Source organism: Kosakonia sp. BYX6 (assembly GCF_038449125.1).
Lineage (GTDB): Bacteria > Pseudomonadota > Gammaproteobacteria > Enterobacterales > Enterobacteriaceae > Kosakonia > Kosakonia calanthes.
In genome coordinates, this window is record NZ_CP151800.1 from 1524818 (window position 1) to 1543956 (window position 19139).

The window sequence follows — 19139 nt, forward strand, 5'->3', positions numbered from 1 at the left end:
TCTTGCAACCGGTTTCACAGAATCAGCCAGCGGTCATGTCATATCCCCGCTGGCTTGTTTATTCTTTTTGCATCATTAAGCGAAAGGAGAGAGATATGTCCGGGTTTAAAGCGGATTTTCTGTGGGGCGGAGCGGTTGCCGCGCATCAACTGGAAGGTGGCTGGCAGGAAGGCGGCAAAGGCGTTAGCGTGGCGGATGTGATGACCGCCGGAGCGCACGGCGTGCCGCGCGAAATTACCGATGGCGTACTGCCCGGGAAAAACTACCCCAACCATGACGCCATCGACTTTTATCACCGCTATAAAGACGACATCAAACTGTTTGCCGAACTGGGTTTTAAATGTTTTCGCACCTCGATTGCCTGGACGCGTATCTTCCCGAAAGGCGACGAGCTGGAGCCAAACGAAGCCGGGCTACAGTTTTATGACGATCTCTTCGATGAATGCCTGAAATACAATATCGAGCCGGTCATCACCCTCTCTCATTTCGAAATGCCATATCACCTAGTCACCGAATATGGCGGCTGGCGTAACCGTAAACTGATCGATTTCTTCGTGCGCTTTGCCAACGCGGTATTCACCCGCTATCGCGGCAAGGTGAAATATTGGATGACGTTTAACGAAATCAATAATCAGGCCAATTACCACGAAGATTTCGCGCCGTTCACCAACTCTGGAGTGAAATATCAGCCAGGTGAAGACCGGGAAGTGATTATGTATCAGGCCGCACACTATGAGTTGGTGGCAAGCGCGCTGGCGGTGGAAGCCGGGCATAAAATCGATCCCGACTTTAAAATCGGCTGCATGATCGCCATGTGTCCGATCTACCCGCTGACCTGCGATCCGAACGACATGATGATGTCCGTCGTTGCGATGCACCGCCGCTACTGGTTCACCGATGTGCACGTTCGCGGTTATTACCCGCAGCATCTGCTTAATTATTTTGCCCGCCGGGAATTCAAACTCGATATCACGGACGAGGACTTGCAGATCCTGACGCGCGGCTGCGTCGATTACATTGGCTTTAGCTATTACATGTCGTTCGTGACTAAGGCGACGGAAGATAATCCGCAGCTGGATTACGACGAAACCAAAAGTCTGGTGAAAAATCCGTATGTGAAAGCGTCGGACTGGGGCTGGCAAATCGACCCGGTTGGTCTGCGTTATTCCCTGAACTACTTCTACGATCACTACCAGTTGCCGCTGTTTGTGGTGGAAAACGGCTTCGGCGCAATTGATCAGCCGGAAAGCGACGGTGTGGTGAACGATCAGTACCGCATCGACTATATGCAAAACCACATCCGCGAAATGAAAAAAGCGGTGGTGGAAGATGGCGTGGATTTGATGGGTTATACGCCGTGGGGCTGTATTGATTTGGTTTCTGCCGGTACCGGCGAGATGAAAAAACGTTATGGCTTAATCTATGTCGATAAAGACAATGAAGGGAATGGAACCCTGGCACGTAGCCGCAAAAAATCGTTCTGGTGGTATCAGGATGTGATTAAGCAAAACGGTGACAATATTTAAATCAGGTTCGTTTGTTCGCCGGATGGCGCTGACGCTTATCCGGCCTACAAAACCCTCAAATCCGCCATCCGGCAATAGTCAAATAACCAGCCAAATAAGCGCGAATGCCACCAGCAGCGCAATAAAGAACAACCCCGGACGCACAGAGATGGCTTTAACAGCATCCACGAGCGGTGCGACGAAGGGGCTGTAAATCGGCTGAATATCACGCACTTCAATCATGCCCGATGCCCGCTCGGTGCGGCGCAAGAAGATCTGATTGAGAAGATCCTGCACCTGCGCGGTGGTCAGCACCGTCTGCGGCGTCACCTGCCATGTCTGCTGGGCATACTCGGTCATCCCTCGCCATTCGCCATCATCCAGCGGCTGTTTCAGCGCGGCTTGCACGGTGTGCAGCGTCGGCGCGGTATGCGTGCTCACCGTTTGGCGCGCCTGTAGCCAGGTCATCAGCGGCGTAAAATGCTTCGCCGGGATCAGATCGCCGGTTTTCACGCCGGAAAGCTCCATCATCGATTGCCAGATAAGCTTGCTGGACTCGCCCGTGGCTGCTGCCAGCTTGGTGACCGCCTGGTTCAGCGAGCTATGTTCCGCAGGCAGCAATGGGCGCTCGGTTGCCGGGCGCTGCTGCGGCTGCGGAATAGTAATTTGGTTGTTCTGCAACATCGTCAGCACAGTTTTCATTTGCTGCGGCGTAAGCTGGCTGAGCGCCGTCTGGCCGAACTGCTGACGAATAAAATCACTCACCGCCTGGCGGTTATTCCCCTGGCTCAACAGCTCCGTCAGCTGTGTCACCACCTGGCGCGAAGTCTGGTTTTGCGATGCCGTTTCCATGCGCTGATTGAGATTTTGCTCCGCCGCCGGAAAGTGGCGCGACAGCAGCGGCGCATCGTTCTTCAGCCCTAAATCATGTTTCACGCCCGCCCACACCTCAGCGCTTTGCTGCTGAGTCAGGGCGATCAGGCGAATGACCAGCCGCTCCAGCACAGTGCGCTGCATGGTGGACAATGGTTGCTCACCGACGGGATTGGCGGCTTGTGTTGGCTCTTGCCCGGGAGGGCGCGCAGGCGCACCCTGAATGGGTTGGATCATCGGTTTCCTCTTACTCTCGCATGGCGGTGGTCGGCATTGCGGGTATGCCTGGCGGCGAGATTATGGCACACTTGCGCGCTCAACTCCCGTTCTCAAACAGGTACTGTAGCGTGAAAATCCTTGTTGATGAAAATATGCCTTACGCCCGCGATCTTTTTAGCCGCCTGGGCGACGTTAAAGCGGTTCCTGGGCGCCCGATCCCGGTAGCGGAACTGGCTGATGCGGATGCATTAATGGTGCGATCCGTCACAAAGGTTAATGACGGATTATTACAAGGCACGGGTATCAAATTTGTCGGTACCGCAACGGCGGGCACCGATCATGTCGATGAGGAATTTCTGAAACAGGCGGGCATCGCCTTTTCTGCGGCACCGGGGTGTAACGCGATTGCTGTGGTCGAATACGTTTTCTCCTCGCTGCTGATGCTGGCGGAGCGCGACGGCTTTGCTTTACAGGATCGCACCGTCGGGATCGTCGGTGTGGGCAATGTCGGTGGTCGTTTGCAGGCGCGCCTGGAAGCGCTGGGCATTCGCACTTTGCTGTGCGATCCGCCGCGTGCCGATCGCGGTGATGCGGGCGATTTCCGCTCCCTCGATGAACTGGTCCGCGAAGCCGATGTGCTCACCTTCCATACCCCGCTGTTCAAAGACGGCCCTTATAAAACCCTGCATTTAGCGGACGACGCGCTACTGTCACGCCTGAAGCCTGGCACTGTTCTGATTAACGCCTGTCGTGGCCCGGTGGTGGATAACGCCGCACTGTTGCAGCGTTTGCAGGCAGGACAGGATCTCAGCGTGGTGCTGGATGTCTGGGAACTGGAGCCGGATCTCAATGTTGAGTTATTAAACCGCGTTGATATTGGTACCGCGCACATTGCCGGTTACACGCTGGAAGGCAAAGCCCGTGGCACCACGCAGGTGTTTGAAGCTTATAGCGAATTTATCGGCCAGCGCCAACAAGTCGCGCTGGACACCTTACTGCCGGTGCCGGAGTTTGGCCGTATTACGCTGCATGGTCCGCTTGAGCAGGCAACGCTAAAAAGGCTGGTGCATTTGGTGTATGATGTGCGCCGCGACGATGCTCAGCTGCGAAATGTGGCGGGCACTCCGGGTGAGTTCGATAAATTGCGTAAACATTATCTTGAGCGCCGCGAGTGGTCATCACTGTATGTGCAGTGCGATGACGCGGCTGCCGCGGCGTTGCTGCAAAAGCTGGGCTTCAACGCCGTACACAACCCGGTACGTTAATGTCATCTTAATGCTCCCTGTTGGCGACGCCGACAGGGACGCTTTTTTCCTGGAGTAAATCACCATGTCTGAAGGCTGGAATATTGCCATTCTCGGTGCCACCGGCGCTGTCGGGGAAGCCTTGCTCGAAACGCTGGCAGAACGCCAGTTCCCGGTTGGCGAATTGTACGCGCTGGCGAGCCAAGAAAGCGCGGGTGAAAACCTGCGTTTTGCCGGTAAAACCGTGCGTGTTGAAGACGCTAAAGAATTCGACTGGGTACAGGCGCAACTGGCGTTTTTCGTCGCGGGCGCACAAGCCACGGCCGAGCATATTGAAGAAGCCACCAACGCCGGTTGCCTGGTCATCGATGCCAGCGGTTTGTTTGCACTTGAGCCGGATGTGCCGCTGGTGATGCCGGATGTGAACCCATTCGTGCTGGCCGATTACCGCAACCGTAACATTGTTGCCGTACCGGACAGCCTGACCAGCCAACTGCTGGCCGCGTTGAAACCGCTGATCGACGAAGGTGGTTTGTCGCGCATTGCCGTGACCAGCATGCTCTCTGTTTCCCGCAACGGTAAACAAGCCGTCGATGCGCTGGCAGGGCAAAGCGCCAAGCTGCTCAGCGGTGTCCCGGTTGATGAAGACGACTACTTTGGCCGCCAACTGGCATTCAACATGTTGCCATTGCTGCCAGACAGCGAAGGCAGCGTGCGCGAAGAGCGCGTGATCATCGACCAAATGCGCAAAATCTTGCAGGACGATGGTTTAATGGTTTCTGCGAATTGTGTGCAATCACCGGTGTTTTATGGCCATGCGCAGATGGTGAACTTCGAAGCGCTGCGCCCGCTGGCGGCAGAAGAAGCCCGCGATGCGTTTGCCCGTTTTGAGGATATCGCGCTTTCCGAAGCGAACGATTTCCCAACACAGGTTGGCGATGCGTCTGGTCAGGCGCACCTTTCCGTTGGCTGCGTGCGGAATGATTACGGTATGCCGGAGCAGATTCAGTTCTGGTCGGTTGCCGATAACGTGCGTTTTGGCGGCGCGCTGATGTCAGTGAAAATTGCCGAAAAATTAGTGCAGGAGTATCTGTACTGATGCAGGACGAAGCAAAAGCGCCGGTCTACAAAATTGCGCTTGGCATTGAGTATGACGGCAGCAAATATTATGGCTGGCAGCGCCAGCAAGAAGTGCGCAGCGTGCAGGAAAAGCTGGAAAAAGCGCTCTCGCAGGTCGCCAATGAGCCGATTTCCGTGTTTTGCGCCGGACGTACCGATGCCGGCGTGCATGCGACCGGACAGGTGGTGCATTTTGAAACCACCGCGCTGCGTAAAGGCGCGGCCTGGACATTGGGCGTAAATGCGAATTTACCTGGAGACATCGCGGTTCGTTGGGTCAAAGATGTCCCGGATGATTTTCATGCACGCTTTAGTGCCACGGCTCGCCGTTACCGCTACGTCATTTACAATCATCGGTTACGCCCGGCGGTGCTTGGCCACGGCGTAACGCATTATCATCAACCGCTCGACGCAGAGCGGATGCACCGCGCGGCGCAGTGTCTGATCGGCGAAAACGACTTTACCTCGTTTCGTGCGGTGCAGTGCCAGTCGCGCACCCCATGGCGTAACCTGATGCACATCAACGTCAGCCGCTATGGCGCTTATATTGTGGTCGATATCAAAGCCAATGCCTTTGTACATCATATGGTCAGGAATATTGTCGGCAGCCTGATGGAAGTGGGTGCCCACAACCAGCCGGAGAGCTGGATAGCAGAGTTGCTGGCGGTAAAGGACAGAACGCTGGCGGCAGCAACGGCGAAAGCGGAAGGGCTGTATCTGGTGTCGGTGGATTACCCATCACATTTTGACCTTCCCTCAGCGCCTATGGGCCCGCTGTTCCTGGCGGACTAGTCGCAACTGAAAAAGGCATAAGTACATGGACTTAATACGCTTCCTTATTGATTTCATCCTGCACATTGACGTTCACCTGGCGGAGCTGGTCGCGCAATACGGCATCTGGGTTTACGCGATCCTGTTTCTCATACTGTTTTGCGAAACCGGGCTGGTCGTCACGCCATTTTTGCCGGGTGATTCTCTGCTGTTTGTCGCGGGTGCGCTGGCCTCGCTCGGCACCAACGATCTGAATGTGCATATGATGGTGGTACTGATGCTGATTGCCGCGATTGCGGGCGATGCGGTGAACTACACCATCGGGCGGTTATTTGGTGAGCGGCTTTTCAGTAATCCCAATTCAAAGATTTTCCGCCGTAGCTATCTCGATAAAACCCATCAGTTTTATGAGAAACACGGGGGTAAAACCATTATCCTGGCGCGTTTTGTGCCGATCGTGCGTACTTTTGCGCCTTTTGTCGCAGGCATGGGGCACATGTCCTATCGCCATTTTGCCCTGTTCAACGTGGCTGGCGCGGTGCTTTGGGTGTTACTGTTTACCTACGCTGGGTACTTCTTTGGCACCATCCCGATGATTCAGGAGAATCTTAAGCTGCTGATTGTCGGAATTATCGTGGTGTCTATACTTCCCGGAGTGTTTGAGATTATTCGCCACCGCCGCGCAGCATCACGGCAGGCAAAATAAGACCTCATCGGCGGTTCGACCACTTTTTTATCCCAAGTTGCGAACCGTTATGTTTTAATGTGCCCCATTTATGGGCTACCAGGTTCATGTATAAAGGTTATCAATGAGCTGGATTGAAAGAATTAAGAGCAATATTACCCCCACCCGTAAGGCGAGCATTCCTGAAGGCGTGTGGACAAAATGCGATAGCTGCGGTCAGGTGCTGTATCGCGCCGAACTGGAGCGTAACCTTGAGGTCTGCCCGAAATGTGACCACCACATGCGGATGTCAGCGCGTAATCGCCTGCATAGCCTGTTGGATGAAGGTTCAATGGTGGAACTGGGTAGCGAGCTTGAGCCAAAAGATGTGCTGAAGTTCCGCGACTCCAAAAAATACAAAGACCGTCTGGCGTCAGCCCAGAAAGAGACCGGCGAGAAAGATGCGCTGGTGGTGATGAAAGGCACACTGCACGGCATGCCGGTAGTCGCGGCGGCATTTGAGTTCGCCTTTATGGGCGGTTCAATGGGTTCCGTTGTTGGCGCGCGCTTTGTGCGTGCGGTCGAGCAGGCGCTGGAAGATAACTGCCCAATGATCTGCTTCTCCGCTTCCGGCGGCGCGCGTATGCAAGAAGCGTTGATGTCGCTGATGCAGATGGCGAAAACCTCTGCGGCGCTGGCAAAAATGCAGGAACGCGGTCTGCCGTACATTTCTGTATTGACCGACCCGACCATGGGCGGTGTTTCCGCCAGTTTCGCCATGCTGGGTGATTTGAACATCGCCGAGCCGAAAGCACTGATTGGCTTTGCTGGCCCGCGCGTTATCGAGCAGACGGTGCGTGAAAAACTGCCAGCTGGCTTCCAGCGCAGTGAGTTCCTGATTGAAAAAGGCGCTATCGATATGATCATCCGCCGCCCGGAACTGCGTCTCAAACTGGCGCGTATCCTGGCGAAGCTAATGAATCTGCCGGCGCCGGATCCAGAAGAAACGCATGTTGGCACGGTGATTCCTGCTGTGCCAGATCAGGAAGGCGAAGCCTGATAATACTGAAGGGCAGAGCCACAGGCGCTGCCCTTTTGCTTTTCAAAACGCACATTCTCAACGGGCATCATGGAAACAAAACGTATTCCGCAAGCCACGTCGCCCCTGGCCGCGTGGCTTTCTTATTTGGAAAACCTGCACAGTAAAACCATCGATCTGGGTCTTGAGCGCGTAAGCCAGGTTGCGGCGCGTCTTGATGTACTGCGTCCCGCGCCTTTTGTCTTTACTGTCGCCGGGACCAATGGCAAAGGCACAACCTGCCGCACACTTGAAGCTGTTCTTTTGGCGGCGGGTTATCGCGTTGGCGTTTACAGCTCTCCGCATCTGGTGCGTTACACCGAGCGCGTGCGCGTGCAGGGGGGCGAACTGGCGGAAAGTGCGCACACGCAATCTTTCGCCGAGATTGAAGCCGTGCGCGGTGAAATTTCTCTGAGCTATTTTGAATTCGGCACGCTGTCAGCGCTGTGGCTGTTTAAACAGGCGCAGCTGGACGTGGTGATCCTCGAAGTCGGGCTGGGTGGTCGTTTAGACGCAACCAATATGGTCGATGCCGATGTCGCCGTGGTGACCAGTATCGCCCTGGATCATACCGACTGGCTGGGGCCGGATCGCGAAAGCATCGGGCGCGAAAAAGCCGGTATCTTCCGCGCGGGCAAGCCTGCGGTGGTGGGCGAGCCGGATATGCCGCACACCATTGCCGATGTGGCGCAGGAAACAGGCGCGCAGCTGTTGCGCCGTGGCGTTGACTGGCGTTACGAAGTCGACGCAAATGGCTGGCACTTTAGCGATGCGCAGGGTGAACTGCGTGATTTGCCGTTGCCGCAGGTGCCGCAACCGAATGCCGCGACCGCGCTTGCCGCGCTTCGCGCCAGCAAACTGGATGTGAGCGAGCAGGCGATTCGCGACGGTATCGCTAACGCGATTTTACCGGGACGTTTTCAGATTGTGAGCGAGTCGCCGCGTTTGATCCTCGATGTCGCGCATAATCCGCATGCCGCGGGCTATCTTGCCGGGCGTCTGGCTGCGCTGCCGAAAACCGGGCGCGTGCTGGCGGTGGTCGGCATGCTGCATGATAAAGACATCAAAGGAACACTTGCCTGTCTGGAGCCGGTGGTCGATAGCTGGTATTGTGCCCCTCTGGAAGGGCCGCGCGGTGCAACGGCAGAGCAACTGCTGGCGCATCTGAAATCGGGCCAATCATGGCCGGATGTTGCACAGGCCTGGCAGGCGGCAATGGCAGACGCTAACGCCTGCGATACCGTGTTAGTGTGTGGATCGTTCCACACGGTGGCGCATGTCATGGAAGCGATGGACGCGGGGAGAACCGGTGGCAAGTAAGTTTCAGAACCGTTTGATGGGCACCATTGTGCTGGTCGCGCTCGGGGTCATTATTCTTCCCGGGCTGCTCGACGGGCAGAAAAAGCATTACCAGGATGAGTTCGCGGCGATCCCGCTGGTGCCAAAACCAGGCGATCGCGATGAGCCGGATATGATGCCAGCGGCAACTCAGGCGCTCCCGGCCCAGCCGCCGGAAGGTGCGGCTGAAGAGGTGCGGGCCGGAGATGCGGAATCGCCATCGTTGGATGCGTCCAGACTGGTGGCAAACAGCGATCCCGATCCGGAAGTTGCCAGTTCGCCGGTTGTGACGCCGAAGCCGAAACCGGCCGAGAAGCCGCAGCCAAAACCTCAGCCACAGCAGCAGACTGCGCCGCGCGAGCAGCAGCAGGCAGCGAACGAGACGCCAAAAGTGCAGGATGATAAATCCGCCCCGACTGGCAAAGCGTATGTGGTGCAACTGGGTGCGCTGAAGAACGCGGATAAAGTGAATGAAGTGGTGAGCAAATTGCGCGGCGCGGGTTATCGCGTTTACACGTCGCCGACAACGCCCGTTCAGGGTAAAATCACCCGCATTCTGGTGGGACCCGATGCCTCACGGGATAAGTTAAAAGATTCACTTGGCGAGCTTAAACAGTTGTCAGGTTTAAGCGGCGTGGTGATGGGTTACAGCGCTAATTAACAGGTCAACCTCGCTTCGTTTTACAGGCAAAAAGCCGTGAAACAGGGCGGGGGAAACCGATAAAACCTACGCCCGAAGAGGCCAAAGTTGCGATGGCGTTGAATATTTTTTCAGCGCCATTTTTATTTCCGCGCGGGAAGGAAATCCCTACGCAAACGTTTTCTTTTTCTGTTAGAATTCGCCCCGAACTGGACGACAGGGCGTAAAATCGTGGGACATATATGGTCTGGATTGATTACGCCATCATTGCGGTGATTGGTTTTTCTTGTCTTGTAAGCTTGATCCGCGGCTTTGTTCGTGAAGCGTTATCGCTGGTAACCTGGGGCTGTGCCTTCTTTGTTGCCAGTCATTACTACACTTACCTGTCAGTTTGGTTCACGGGCTTTGACGACGAACTGGTACGTAATGGCATTGCCATCGCTGTACTGTTTATCGCGACGTTGATTGTGGGCGCTATCGTTAACTATGTCATCGGTACGCTGGTGGAGAAAACCGGCCTGTCGGGTACAGACAGGGTGTTGGGGATCTGTTTTGGCGCGCTACGCGGCGTGCTGATCGTCGCCGCCATTCTGTTCTTCCTTGATACCTTTACAGGCTTGTCTAAAAGCGAAGACTGGCAAAAGTCGCAGCTTATCCCGCAATTCAGCTTCATCATCAGATGGTTTTTTGACTATCTGCAAAGCTCGTCGAGTTTCTTGCCCAGGGTCTAAGCCCTGAGATGTAGCTTAGAGTTTGGTTTATTAGGCTATTTTACTTGCCATTTTGAACCTGGGCAGTGCTCACAATCCTCGCGTACTACGTGTACGCTCCGGTTGTTGCGCGCTGTCCGTGTTCAAACTGTCTTCGACAATTACGCCTACTAAACCAAACTCTTAACGAGGAAAAGACGTATGTGCGGTATTGTCGGTATCGCCGGTTTTATGCCGGTAAACCAGTCGATTTATGACGCGTTGACGGTGCTCCAGCACCGTGGGCAGGATGCTGCGGGCATCATCACCATTGATGCCAATAACTGTTTCCGTCTGCGTAAAGCGAACGGCATGGTCAGTGATGTGTTCGAAGCCCGCCATATGCAGCGTATGCAAGGCAATATGGGGATTGGTCACGTACGTTATCCAACCGCTGGCAGTTCCAGCGCTTCCGAAGCGCAACCGTTTTACGTTAACTCCCCCTATGGCATCACGCTGGCGCATAACGGCAATCTGACCAATGCGCACGAACTGCGTAAAAAGCTGTTCGAAGAGAAGCGTCGCCACATTAACACCACTTCTGATTCTGAAATCCTGCTCAATATTTTCGCCAGCGAGCTGGATAACTTCCGCCACTATCCGCTGGAAGCAGACAACATTTTTGCTGCCATTGCTGCGACGAATCGCCAGATTCGCGGCGCTTACGCCTGCGTAGCGATGATTATCGGCCACGGCATGGTCGCTTTCCGCGATCCGAACGGCATTCGCCCGCTGGTGCTCGGCAAGCGCGATCTCGGCGACGGTCGCACCGAATACATGGTGGCCTCTGAAAGCGTGGCGCTTGATACGCTGGGCTTTGAGTTCCTGCGTGATGTCGCGCCGGGTGAAGCGGTGTACATCACCGAAAAAGGCCAACTGTTCAGCCGCCAGTGCGCGGAAAACCCGGTCAGCAACCCGTGCCTGTTTGAGTACGTTTACTTTGCACGCCCGGACTCGTTCATCGACAAAATTTCCGTTTACAGCGCCCGTGTGAATATGGGCACCAAGCTTGGCGAGAAAATTGCCCGCGAGTGGGAAGATCTGGATATTGATGTGGTCATCCCAATCCCGGAAACATCCTGCGATATCGCACTGGAAATCGCCCGCATTCTTGGCAAACCCTACCGGCAGGGCTTTGTGAAAAACCGTTATGTTGGCCGTACGTTTATCATGCCAGGCCAGCAACTGCGCCGTAAGTCAGTGCGTCGCAAACTGAACGCCAACCGCGCAGAGTTCCGCGATAAAAACGTGCTGCTGGTGGATGACTCCATCGTGCGCGGCACCACGTCCGAGCAGATCATCGAAATGGCGCGTGAAGCCGGTGCGAAGAAAGTGTATCTCGCCTCTGCGGCACCGGAAATTCGTTTCCCGAATGTGTACGGCATTGATATGCCGACCGCCAATGAATTGATCGCGCACGGTCGCGAAGTGGATGAAATCCGCCAGATCATCGGCGCTGACGGCCTGATTTTCCAGGATCTCAACGATCTGATTGACGCAGTACGCGCCGAGAATCCAGACATTCAGCAGTTCGAATGTTCGGTGTTTAATGGTATCTACGTCACGAAAGATGTTGATCAGCAATACCTTGATTATCTCGACTCCCTGCGTAATGACGATGCCAAAGCGGTACAGCGTCAGAACGAAGTGGAAAGTTTAGAGATGCATAACGAAGGTTAATCCTGCCGCGCCCCTCGCCACGAGGGGCGCAATCAGTTGCAACGCCCTCTATAATCAGGCAAAGTTTGCCCTTACTTATGCGGGTGGATTATCAAATGAAACGACTCATAGTGGGGATCTCAGGTGCCAGCGGCGCGATTTACGGCGTGCGTTTGTTACAAGTGCTGCGCGACGTAGCCGAGGTCGAAACCCATCTGGTGATGAGTCAGGCCGCTCGCCAAACACTCTCCCTGGAAACGGATTTATCCCTGCGTGACATTCAGTCACTGGCGGATGTGGTGCATGACGCCCGCGATATCGCCGCCAGCATCTCCTCCGGTTCCTTCAAAACCGCCGGCATGGTCATCCTGCCATGCTCGATCAAAACCCTTTCCGGTATTGTTAACAGTTACACCGACAGCCTGCTGACCCGCGCGGCGGATGTCGTGCTGAAAGAGCGCAGGCCGCTGGTGTTGTGTGTGCGTGAAACGCCGTTGCATCTTGGTCACCTGCGTTTGATGACCCAGGCGGCCGAATTAGGTGCCATGATTATGCCGCCGGTTCCGGCGTTTTATCACCGCCCGCAGAGCTTACAAGATGTGATTGATCAAACGGTTAACCGTGTGCTGGATCAGTTTGATATCGAACTGCCGCAAGATTTATTTACACGCTGGCAGGGGGGTGATGCCACAAAATAGTGCGTCTCCAGGTGTAGTGCGCTTTTTTGGGGCAATTTTGTAAGCGCGATCATATCCTCGACATTTAATCCTCTTTTCCGCTTGTTACAGTTCCGGTTCGTTCGGCAGACCTGCTATCTTTCATCACTAAGGTGAATGCGCAACGTTTTATTAACAAATTTAACGCGAAGTTTTTTGATAATCAGGAAACTGGCATAAGACGTGCAAGGTAACTGGCAGCAACACACAACACAACGCAATACAAAATAAAAACAGAACACTTGAGGGTAATGTATGAAGAAGACGGTTCTCGCTCTGTCTTTACTGCTCGGCCTGTCCGCGACAGCCAGCGTTTATGCAGCGCTTCCCCAGACGGTGCGTATCGGTACTGATGCGACATACGCGCCATTCTCATCGAAAGATGCGAAAGGGGACTTCGTGGGTTTTGATATCGATCTTGGCAATGAAATGTGCAAACGCGTACAGGTGAAATGCACCTGGGTCGGTAGCGATTTCGATGCGCTGATCCCGTCGCTGAAAGCGAAGAAAATCGATGCCATCATCTCCTCTTTATCAATTACGGAAAAACGTCAGCAAGAGATTGCCTTCTCTGACAAGCTCTACGCCGCGGATTCCCGCTTGATTGCCGCCAAAGGCTCACCGATTCAGCCAACGCTGGACTCGCTGAAAGGCAAACACGTTGGCGTGCTGCAAGGCTCAACGCAGGAAGGTTATGCCAACGACAACTGGCGTAGCAAAGGCATTGATGTCGTGGCCTACCAGAACCAGGATCTGATTTACTCTGACCTCGCAGCCGGTCGTCTCGACGCCGCGTTCCAGGATGAAGTTGCCGCCAGCGAAGGCTTTCTGAAACAACCTGCGGGCAAAGAGTTTGCTTTCGCGGGCCCAGCCGTGAAAGACAAAAAATACTTCGGCGACGGCACCGGTATTGGTCTGCGCAAAGACGATACCGAGCTGAAAGCCGCCTTCGACAAAGCGTTTGCCGAGCTACGTAAAGACGGCACCTACGACAAACTCGCCAAGAAATACTTCGACTTTAACGTCTACGGCGATTAAGGCTGCACGGCCCGGTTCGCCGGGCCTGAAGGGAAACGGTGCACCCTGCGCTGAAAATGGCATGGTGCATTGATACGGTGAATGTTCCACGGTGGTGCATTGGATGCATCATGACAGTGCACTGATGCATATTTACGCATTCAGAATGCAAAAAAAGCCAGCTCGCGGGCATAATCTTTTGCCTTGCCAGGGCAGTTGATGGCACGATAACGGCACCGTATTGTTCTGATAATTCCCTTAGAAAAGACAGTCTGTTGAGGATAATGATGAAAAAACTGGTGTTATCTCTTTCTCTGGTGCTCACGCTTTCCAGCGTTTCCAATGTATTCGCAGCCATTCCCCAAAAATTACGCATCGGTACCGATCCGACTTATGCTCCCTTTGAATCAAAGAATTCACAGGGTGAATTGGTTGGTTTTGATATCGATCTGGCGAAAGAACTCTGCAAACGCATTAATACGCAGTGCGTGTTTATGGAAAGCCCGTTGGACGCGCTGATCCCGTCCCTGAAAGCCAAGAAAATTGACGTCATTATGTCGTCCCTGTCGATTACCGAAAAACGCCAGCAGGAAATCGACTTTACCGACAAGCTCTATGCGGCGGATTCCCGCCTGGTGGTAGCGAAAAATTCTGATGTCCAGCCAGCGCTGGATAAGCTGAAAGGCAAACGCATCGGCGTGCTGCAAGGCACCACGCAAGAAACCTACGGCAATGTGCACTGGGCGCCAAAAGGCGTTGAAATTGTCTCTTATCAGGGCCAGGACAACATCTACGCCGACCTGACCGCAGGCCGTATTGACGCCGCGTTCCAGGATGAAGTCGCCGCCAGCGAAGGTTTCCTGAAGACACCGATGGGTAAAGACTACAAATTCGGTGGCCCGTCCATTAAAGACGAGAAGCTGTTTGGTGTAGGTACCGGCATGGGCTTGCGTAAAGGCGATGACGAACTGCGCGAAGCGCTGAACAAAGCCTTTGCTGAAATGCGTGCTGACGGTACTTACGAAAAACTCGCGAAAAAATACTTTGATTTTGATGTTTACGGTGGTTAATCCCACCCGTGCTTAACGTGCGGCCCCTTCTGAAACGGAAGGGGAAGAGACGCGGCAAACACCACACACGACAGGACAGGCTGCATGCTGTACGGGTTTTCTCAAGTGATATTACAAGGTGCCCTTGTCACCCTGGAACTGGCGCTCAGCTCCGTGGTGTTGGCGGTACTGATTGGCCTGGCAGGCGCGGGCGCGAAGCTCTCCAAAAATCGGGCGCTGGCACTGATCTTTGAAGGCTACACCACGCTGATTCGCGGTGTGCCGGATCTGGTTCTGATGCTGCTGATTTTCTACGGCCTGCAAATTGCCCTCAACGGCATTACCGATTTTCTCGGTATGGATCAGTTGGATATCGATCCAATGGTGGCGGGGATTATTACCCTCGGGTTTATTTACGGCGCCTATTTCACGGAAACCTTTCGCGGCGCTTATATGGCGGTGCCGAAAGGGCATATCGAAGCGGCAACAGCGTTTGGTTTTACCGGCCGCCAGACTTTCCGCCGTATTCTGTTTCCGGCCATGATGCGCTACGCGTTGCCGGGCATTGGCAATAACTGGCAGGTAATCCTGAAAGCGACCGCGTTGGTCTCCTTGCTGGGGCTGGAAGATGTGGTGAAAGCGACGCAACTCGCCGGGAAAAGTACCTGGGAGCCGTTCTACTTCGCCATTGTCTGCGGCCTGATTTATCTGGTTTTTACAACGGCTTCCAATGGCGTACTGCTTCTTCTCGAACGTCGCTACTCGGTAGGTGTGAAGAGGGCTGACCTGTGATCGAGATTATTCAGGAGTACTGGAAATCCCTGTTGTGGAGCGATGGCTATCGCCTGACCGGCGTGGCCATTACGTTATGGCTGCTGATTTCTTCGGTAGTGATGGGCGGCGTGATGGCGGTGTTCCTGGCTATCGGGCGCGTCTCCAGCAATAAATTTATCCGCTTTCCCATTTGGCTTTTCACTTACGTTTTTCGCGGCACGCCGCTGTATGTGCAACTGCTGGTGTTTTATTCCGGCATGTACACGCTGGAAGTGGTGAAAGGCACTGAACTGCTGAATGCGTTTTTCCGCAGCGGGCTGAACTGCACGGTGCTGGCGTTAACGCTGAATACCTGCGCCTACACGACCGAGATTTTCGCGGGGGCGATCCGCTCGGTACCGCACGGTGAAATCGAAGCGGCGCGTGCGTATGGTTTCTCCTCGTTCAAAATGTATCGCAGCATTATTCTGCCGTCGGCCCTGCGCATCGCGCTGCCGGCGTACAGTAACGAGGTGATTTTGATGCTGCACTCGACGGCGCTGGCGTTTACCGCAACGGTGCCGGATCTGCTGAAAATTGCCCGTGATATTAACTCTGCCACTTACCAGCCCTTCACAGCGTTTGGGATTGCGGCGGTGCTGTATTTAATGATTTCTTATGTGCTGATTAGCCTGTTCCGCAAGGCGGAAAAGCGCTGGTTGCAGCATATGAAGCCTTCTTCGACGCATTGAGAGCACGATGTCTGAGAATAAATTAAACGTTATCGATTTACACAAGCGCTACGGCGAGCATGAAGTGCTGAAGGGCGTGTCTTTGCAGGCAAATGCGGGCGATGTGATCAGCATCATCGGTTCGTCCGGTTCCGGCAAAAGTACGTTCCTGCGCTGCATTAACTTCCTCGAAAAACCGAGCGAAGGCTCGATCGTGGTGAGCGGACAGAATATTAATCTGGTGCGTGATAAAGACGGTCAATTGAAAGTGGCCGACAAGCATCAACTGCGCCTGTTGCGTACCCGCCTGACGATGGTGTTCCAGCATTTCAATTTGTGGAGCCATATGACCGTGCTGGAAAACGTGATGGAAGCGCCGATTCAGGTTCTGGGCTTAAGCAAGCAGGAAGCGCGCGACCGTGCGGTGAAATACCTGGCGAAAGTCGGTATCGACGATATGCAGCAGCAGAAATACCCGGTGCACCTTTCTGGCGGCCAGCAGCAGCGTGTGTCGATTGCCCGTGCGCTGGCGATGGAGCCGGAAGTGCTGCTGTTTGATGAACCGACTTCCGCGCTCGATCCCGAACTGGTCGGCGAAGTGCTACGCATCATGCAGCAACTGGCAGAAGAGGGGAAAACGATGGTGGTGGTGACCCATGAAATGGGCTTTGCCCGCCATGTTTCCACCCACGTGATCTTTTTGCATCAGGGCAAGATTGAGGAAGAAGGCGCGCCGGATGAGCTGTTCGGCAACCCGAAAAGCCCGCGTTTGCAGCAGTTCCTCAAAGGCTCGTTGAAGTAAGCGAAGTTGTGGGGCACCCGGTGGCGCTAACGCTTACCGGGCCTACAAACCGGGTTCGGTATCTGTTGGCCCGGCGTCGCCGCGCAATTTCTCTTCGCTGATATCCCGCAACCGCTGTACATCAAACAACGGAAAACCATACAAGAAACTCGCTGACCGCTTATCGCCTTTGCGATCAGGGCGCGAGTGCTCATGGTGTGGCGGATAGGGAAGCTCCGGGTGATCATTTGCTGAATCGCCGCGCCAGGCGGCTTTGCGCTCGCCGTGCTTAAACAGCATATAGCTGTAATCCGTCAGGCTTTTCAGCCGTAACTTCCAGCACCACTGCGCGTTAAGCGCGATCTCCAGATGCCAGCCGCGTCGGCGTTTTTCCCGAACTCCGGCGGTGCCGTTCAATAACCCGGCAAGGTAGTCATGGATTTCAGGAATAAATTCATCGGGAATCGCGCTCCAGCCGCGGGTTTCCGGCAGATCCAGCTCCAGGCTGAACAGCCCGGCGAAAAAGGTCATCACATTGGGAGAAGCCTGCGCCAGCGCAAAATGGTGCGGGCAAACCGGGATTTGAATAAGCGTCGCCTGCTGAGGGTTGACCGCCACCGTGGTGTTGGCATAGGCCGTCGCGGCTTGATTGCAGGCGATACAGCCATTTTCGCCGGAGAAAATCAGCGAGCGCTGCACACCTGTGTTGCTCATGCGGCCTTCGGCTAAGCCTGTTGCATGCGCGGTTTGCCGGGCGGTCGCCTCCGTCCAGTATTGCCAGACGGCGCGGTTCGCCGGGGTATCCAGCATGTTATACAGCACGGCTTCGCTGGCAACCTGCGTCCAGCCTTGTCGTGGAGAATCCGTCAATGAAGGTTGGCGGATTCGGTAGGTGCGCAGGCAACCGCACAGGGGAGTGGCATCAAACAGCAACAGGCTTTCGCGTGTCGCTTTCACCCAGTAACGTCGGTTTGCTGCATCACAGAGCTTTTCCCACAGCAGCGGATCATCCGTTACGCAGTCGAGAATAAACGGCTTGCGCCGGGGAAAGCAGTCAAAATTGCGAAAGGCCAGCGAAGCGATAGCGAGATCGGCAATTTGCGCATCTCGCTTTTCGGCAGGTAACCCTTCGATAAAAGAATCGACGTTAATTAAGCGCCATGGCTCCGTCACGCATCCTCCCTAACGTTGTGCCAGTAATTTCACCGCCGTATCTTCATCCGTCACCAGGCCGTTAACCCATTGGCCGGTTAACGCAGCGCGGATCGCGTGGTACTTCTTCTCGCCCCCGGCAAAACCGTAGACTTTACGCGGCGTGTGGCTGCACAGCGGCACGCTGGTCAGCAGCGTATCCAGTTCACCTTTCAGCCGCTCGCCCTGGTGGTTAAAGAAATGCCCAAGCATTTCACCGGCGACATGCTCTTTTTCCAGCGCCTGCACTTGCTCGTTGGTGATAAACCCTTCGGCATTGAGCGGGCAGCCGAGACCGACTTCGCCAATGCCGAGAAACGTGATGTCGGCATTCAGCGCCCGTTCGGCGACGCGCTGGTAAACCTGGTGCTGACACCACATGGTTTTATCTTCCAGGCTGTCGGCATACAGCGGCGCGGGAATAAAGAAATATTTGCCTTGCATCTTCTCCGCCATTTTTAGCGGCACATCGTAACGCGTACCGGAATCATCGCGTGCAATCGCGCCAATCATCGACACGCATTGGTGCTGCGGGCGTTCAAGTTTCGGCAGCGCGTCGATAATCGCGCGTAGCGTTTTCCCGGAACCGATGCCAAAAACCTGCGGTTTATCTTCGGCGATAAATTGCGCCATCACTTCTGCGCCTTCCACCGCCAGCATCTGCTGAATAGCATCATTTTCCAGCCCGGCGGAAGGCACCACGCGGCACAGAGAGAGGGAATATTTTGCCTGTAATTCACTGGCGAGCTTCATGCAATGGGTGACCGGGTGGCTAATGTTCACGGTGACCATGCCCATTTCGCGCGCGCTGGAGATGAGCCGCTGCGCCACCTGGCGCGATAAACCCAACGCGGTGGCGATATCTTGCTGTGTCAGCCCCGCGACGTAATACATCCACGCTGCGCGGGCGGCGAGCTCCTGCTTTTTCTCTTCTTTGTTCATCAACGCGTTCCCGAAATAGTCCGTCGGCAGTATAGCGCTGAACCGCGTCAATACGAAAATGGGCAAAAGCTATTCTATGGGGCAAATGATATTTTCGCGA

At 54.8% G+C, this 19139-nt stretch carries 19 protein-coding genes; 16 read left to right on the forward strand and 3 right to left on the reverse strand.

Annotated elements, in window-relative coordinates:
• Window positions 1-95: 95 nt before the first annotated feature.
• Window positions 96-1526, forward strand: coding sequence for a 6-phospho-beta-glucosidase (locus AAEY27_RS07160; RefSeq protein WP_342324232.1), 1431 nt, complete (start codon window positions 96-98; stop codon window positions 1524-1526).
• A gap of 78 nt (window positions 1527-1604) precedes the next feature.
• On the opposite strand, the gene flk is transcribed toward AAEY27_RS07160, so the two are convergent.
• The gene (gene flk / locus AAEY27_RS07165; protein WP_342325494.1) at window positions 1605-2612 is read right to left on the reverse strand and encodes a flagella biosynthesis regulator Flk; all 1008 of its coding nucleotides are present in this window, start codon (window positions 2610-2612) and stop codon (window positions 1605-1607) included.
• A gap of 113 nt (window positions 2613-2725) precedes the next feature.
• On the opposite strand from flk, the gene pdxB reads away from it, so the two are divergent.
• The 15 genes from pdxB (at window position 2726) to hisP (ending at window position 16927) form a co-directional block, all read left to right on the forward strand.
• Window positions 2726-3862, forward strand: a complete 1137-nt coding sequence (pdxB, locus tag AAEY27_RS07170) for a 4-phosphoerythronate dehydrogenase PdxB (RefSeq protein WP_342324233.1) — start codon at window positions 2726-2728, stop codon at window positions 3860-3862.
• A 64-nt stretch (window positions 3863-3926) separates the two neighbouring features.
• Complete coding sequence (locus AAEY27_RS07175; RefSeq protein WP_342324235.1) at window positions 3927-4940, forward strand: aspartate-semialdehyde dehydrogenase; 1014 nt, start codon at window positions 3927-3929, stop codon at window positions 4938-4940.
• Window positions 4940-5752, forward strand: a complete 813-nt coding sequence (gene truA, locus AAEY27_RS07180; protein ID WP_342324237.1) for a tRNA pseudouridine(38-40) synthase TruA — start codon at window positions 4940-4942, stop codon at window positions 5750-5752. The genes AAEY27_RS07175 and truA overlap by 1 nt, the downstream gene beginning before the upstream one ends.
• Window positions 5753-5777: 25 nt before the next feature.
• Window positions 5778-6437 carry a DedA family protein gene (locus AAEY27_RS07185; protein WP_342324238.1) on the forward strand — a complete coding sequence of 220 codons (660 nt, stop codon included), beginning with the start codon at window positions 5778-5780 and terminating at the stop codon, window positions 6435-6437.
• Window positions 6438-6540: 103 nt separating this feature from the next.
• Window positions 6541-7455: an acetyl-CoA carboxylase, carboxyltransferase subunit beta gene (gene accD, locus AAEY27_RS07190; protein WP_342324240.1), complete on the forward strand. Its 915-nt coding sequence runs from the start codon at window positions 6541-6543 to the stop codon at window positions 7453-7455.
• Window positions 7456-7524: 69 nt separating this feature from the next.
• Window positions 7525-8793, forward strand: a complete 1269-nt coding sequence (gene folC / locus AAEY27_RS07195; protein ID WP_342324241.1) for a bifunctional tetrahydrofolate synthase/dihydrofolate synthase — start codon at window positions 7525-7527, stop codon at window positions 8791-8793.
• Window positions 8783-9472, forward strand: coding sequence for a cell division protein DedD (gene dedD / locus AAEY27_RS07200; protein WP_342324243.1), 690 nt, complete (start codon window positions 8783-8785; stop codon window positions 9470-9472). Before folC ends, dedD begins: the two co-directional genes overlap by 11 nt.
• Window positions 9473-9693: 221 nt before the next feature.
• Window positions 9694-10182, forward strand: coding sequence for a colicin V production protein (cvpA, locus tag AAEY27_RS07205; protein ID WP_342324245.1), 489 nt, complete (start codon window positions 9694-9696; stop codon window positions 10180-10182).
• Window positions 10183-10362: 180 nt separating this feature from the next.
• Window positions 10363-11880 carry an amidophosphoribosyltransferase gene (purF, locus tag AAEY27_RS07210; RefSeq protein WP_342324246.1) on the forward strand — a complete coding sequence of 506 codons (1518 nt, stop codon included), beginning with the start codon at window positions 10363-10365 and terminating at the stop codon, window positions 11878-11880.
• A gap of 95 nt (window positions 11881-11975) precedes the next feature.
• Entirely contained in the window at window positions 11976-12557 is a 582-nt protein-coding gene (locus tag AAEY27_RS07215; RefSeq protein WP_342324248.1) for a UbiX family flavin prenyltransferase, read from the forward strand.
• A 273-nt stretch (window positions 12558-12830) separates the two neighbouring features.
• Window positions 12831-13613, forward strand: a complete 783-nt coding sequence (gene argT, locus AAEY27_RS07220; protein WP_342324249.1) for a lysine/arginine/ornithine ABC transporter substrate-binding protein ArgT — start codon at window positions 12831-12833, stop codon at window positions 13611-13613.
• Between the two features lie 266 nt (window positions 13614-13879).
• Entirely contained in the window at window positions 13880-14662 is a 783-nt protein-coding gene (gene hisJ / locus AAEY27_RS07225) for a histidine ABC transporter substrate-binding protein HisJ (protein ID WP_342325495.1), read from the forward strand.
• An 84-nt stretch (window positions 14663-14746) separates the two neighbouring features.
• Entirely contained in the window at window positions 14747-15433 is a 687-nt protein-coding gene (locus AAEY27_RS07230) for a histidine ABC transporter permease HisQ (protein ID WP_342324251.1), read from the forward strand.
• Window positions 15430-16146 carry an ABC transporter permease gene (locus AAEY27_RS07235; RefSeq protein ID WP_342324252.1) on the forward strand — a complete coding sequence of 239 codons (717 nt, stop codon included), beginning with the start codon at window positions 15430-15432 and terminating at the stop codon, window positions 16144-16146. Before AAEY27_RS07230 ends, AAEY27_RS07235 begins: the two co-directional genes overlap by 4 nt.
• A gap of 7 nt (window positions 16147-16153) precedes the next feature.
• Complete coding sequence (gene hisP, locus AAEY27_RS07240) at window positions 16154-16927, forward strand: histidine ABC transporter ATP-binding protein HisP (protein WP_342324253.1); 774 nt, start codon at window positions 16154-16156, stop codon at window positions 16925-16927.
• Window positions 16928-16969: 42 nt separating this feature from the next.
• Here hisP and AAEY27_RS07245 read toward each other — a convergent pair whose 3' ends face one another.
• Both AAEY27_RS07245 and AAEY27_RS07250 read right to left on the reverse strand, forming a co-directional pair.
• Window positions 16970-18079: a hypothetical protein gene (locus AAEY27_RS07245; RefSeq protein ID WP_342324254.1), complete on the reverse strand. Its 1110-nt coding sequence runs from the start codon at window positions 18077-18079 to the stop codon at window positions 16970-16972.
• Between the two features lie 9 nt (window positions 18080-18088).
• Window positions 18089-19039 carry a sugar-binding transcriptional regulator gene (locus AAEY27_RS07250; RefSeq protein WP_342324255.1) on the reverse strand — a complete coding sequence of 317 codons (951 nt, stop codon included), beginning with the start codon at window positions 19037-19039 and terminating at the stop codon, window positions 18089-18091.
• Window positions 19040-19139 lie beyond the last annotated feature (100 nt).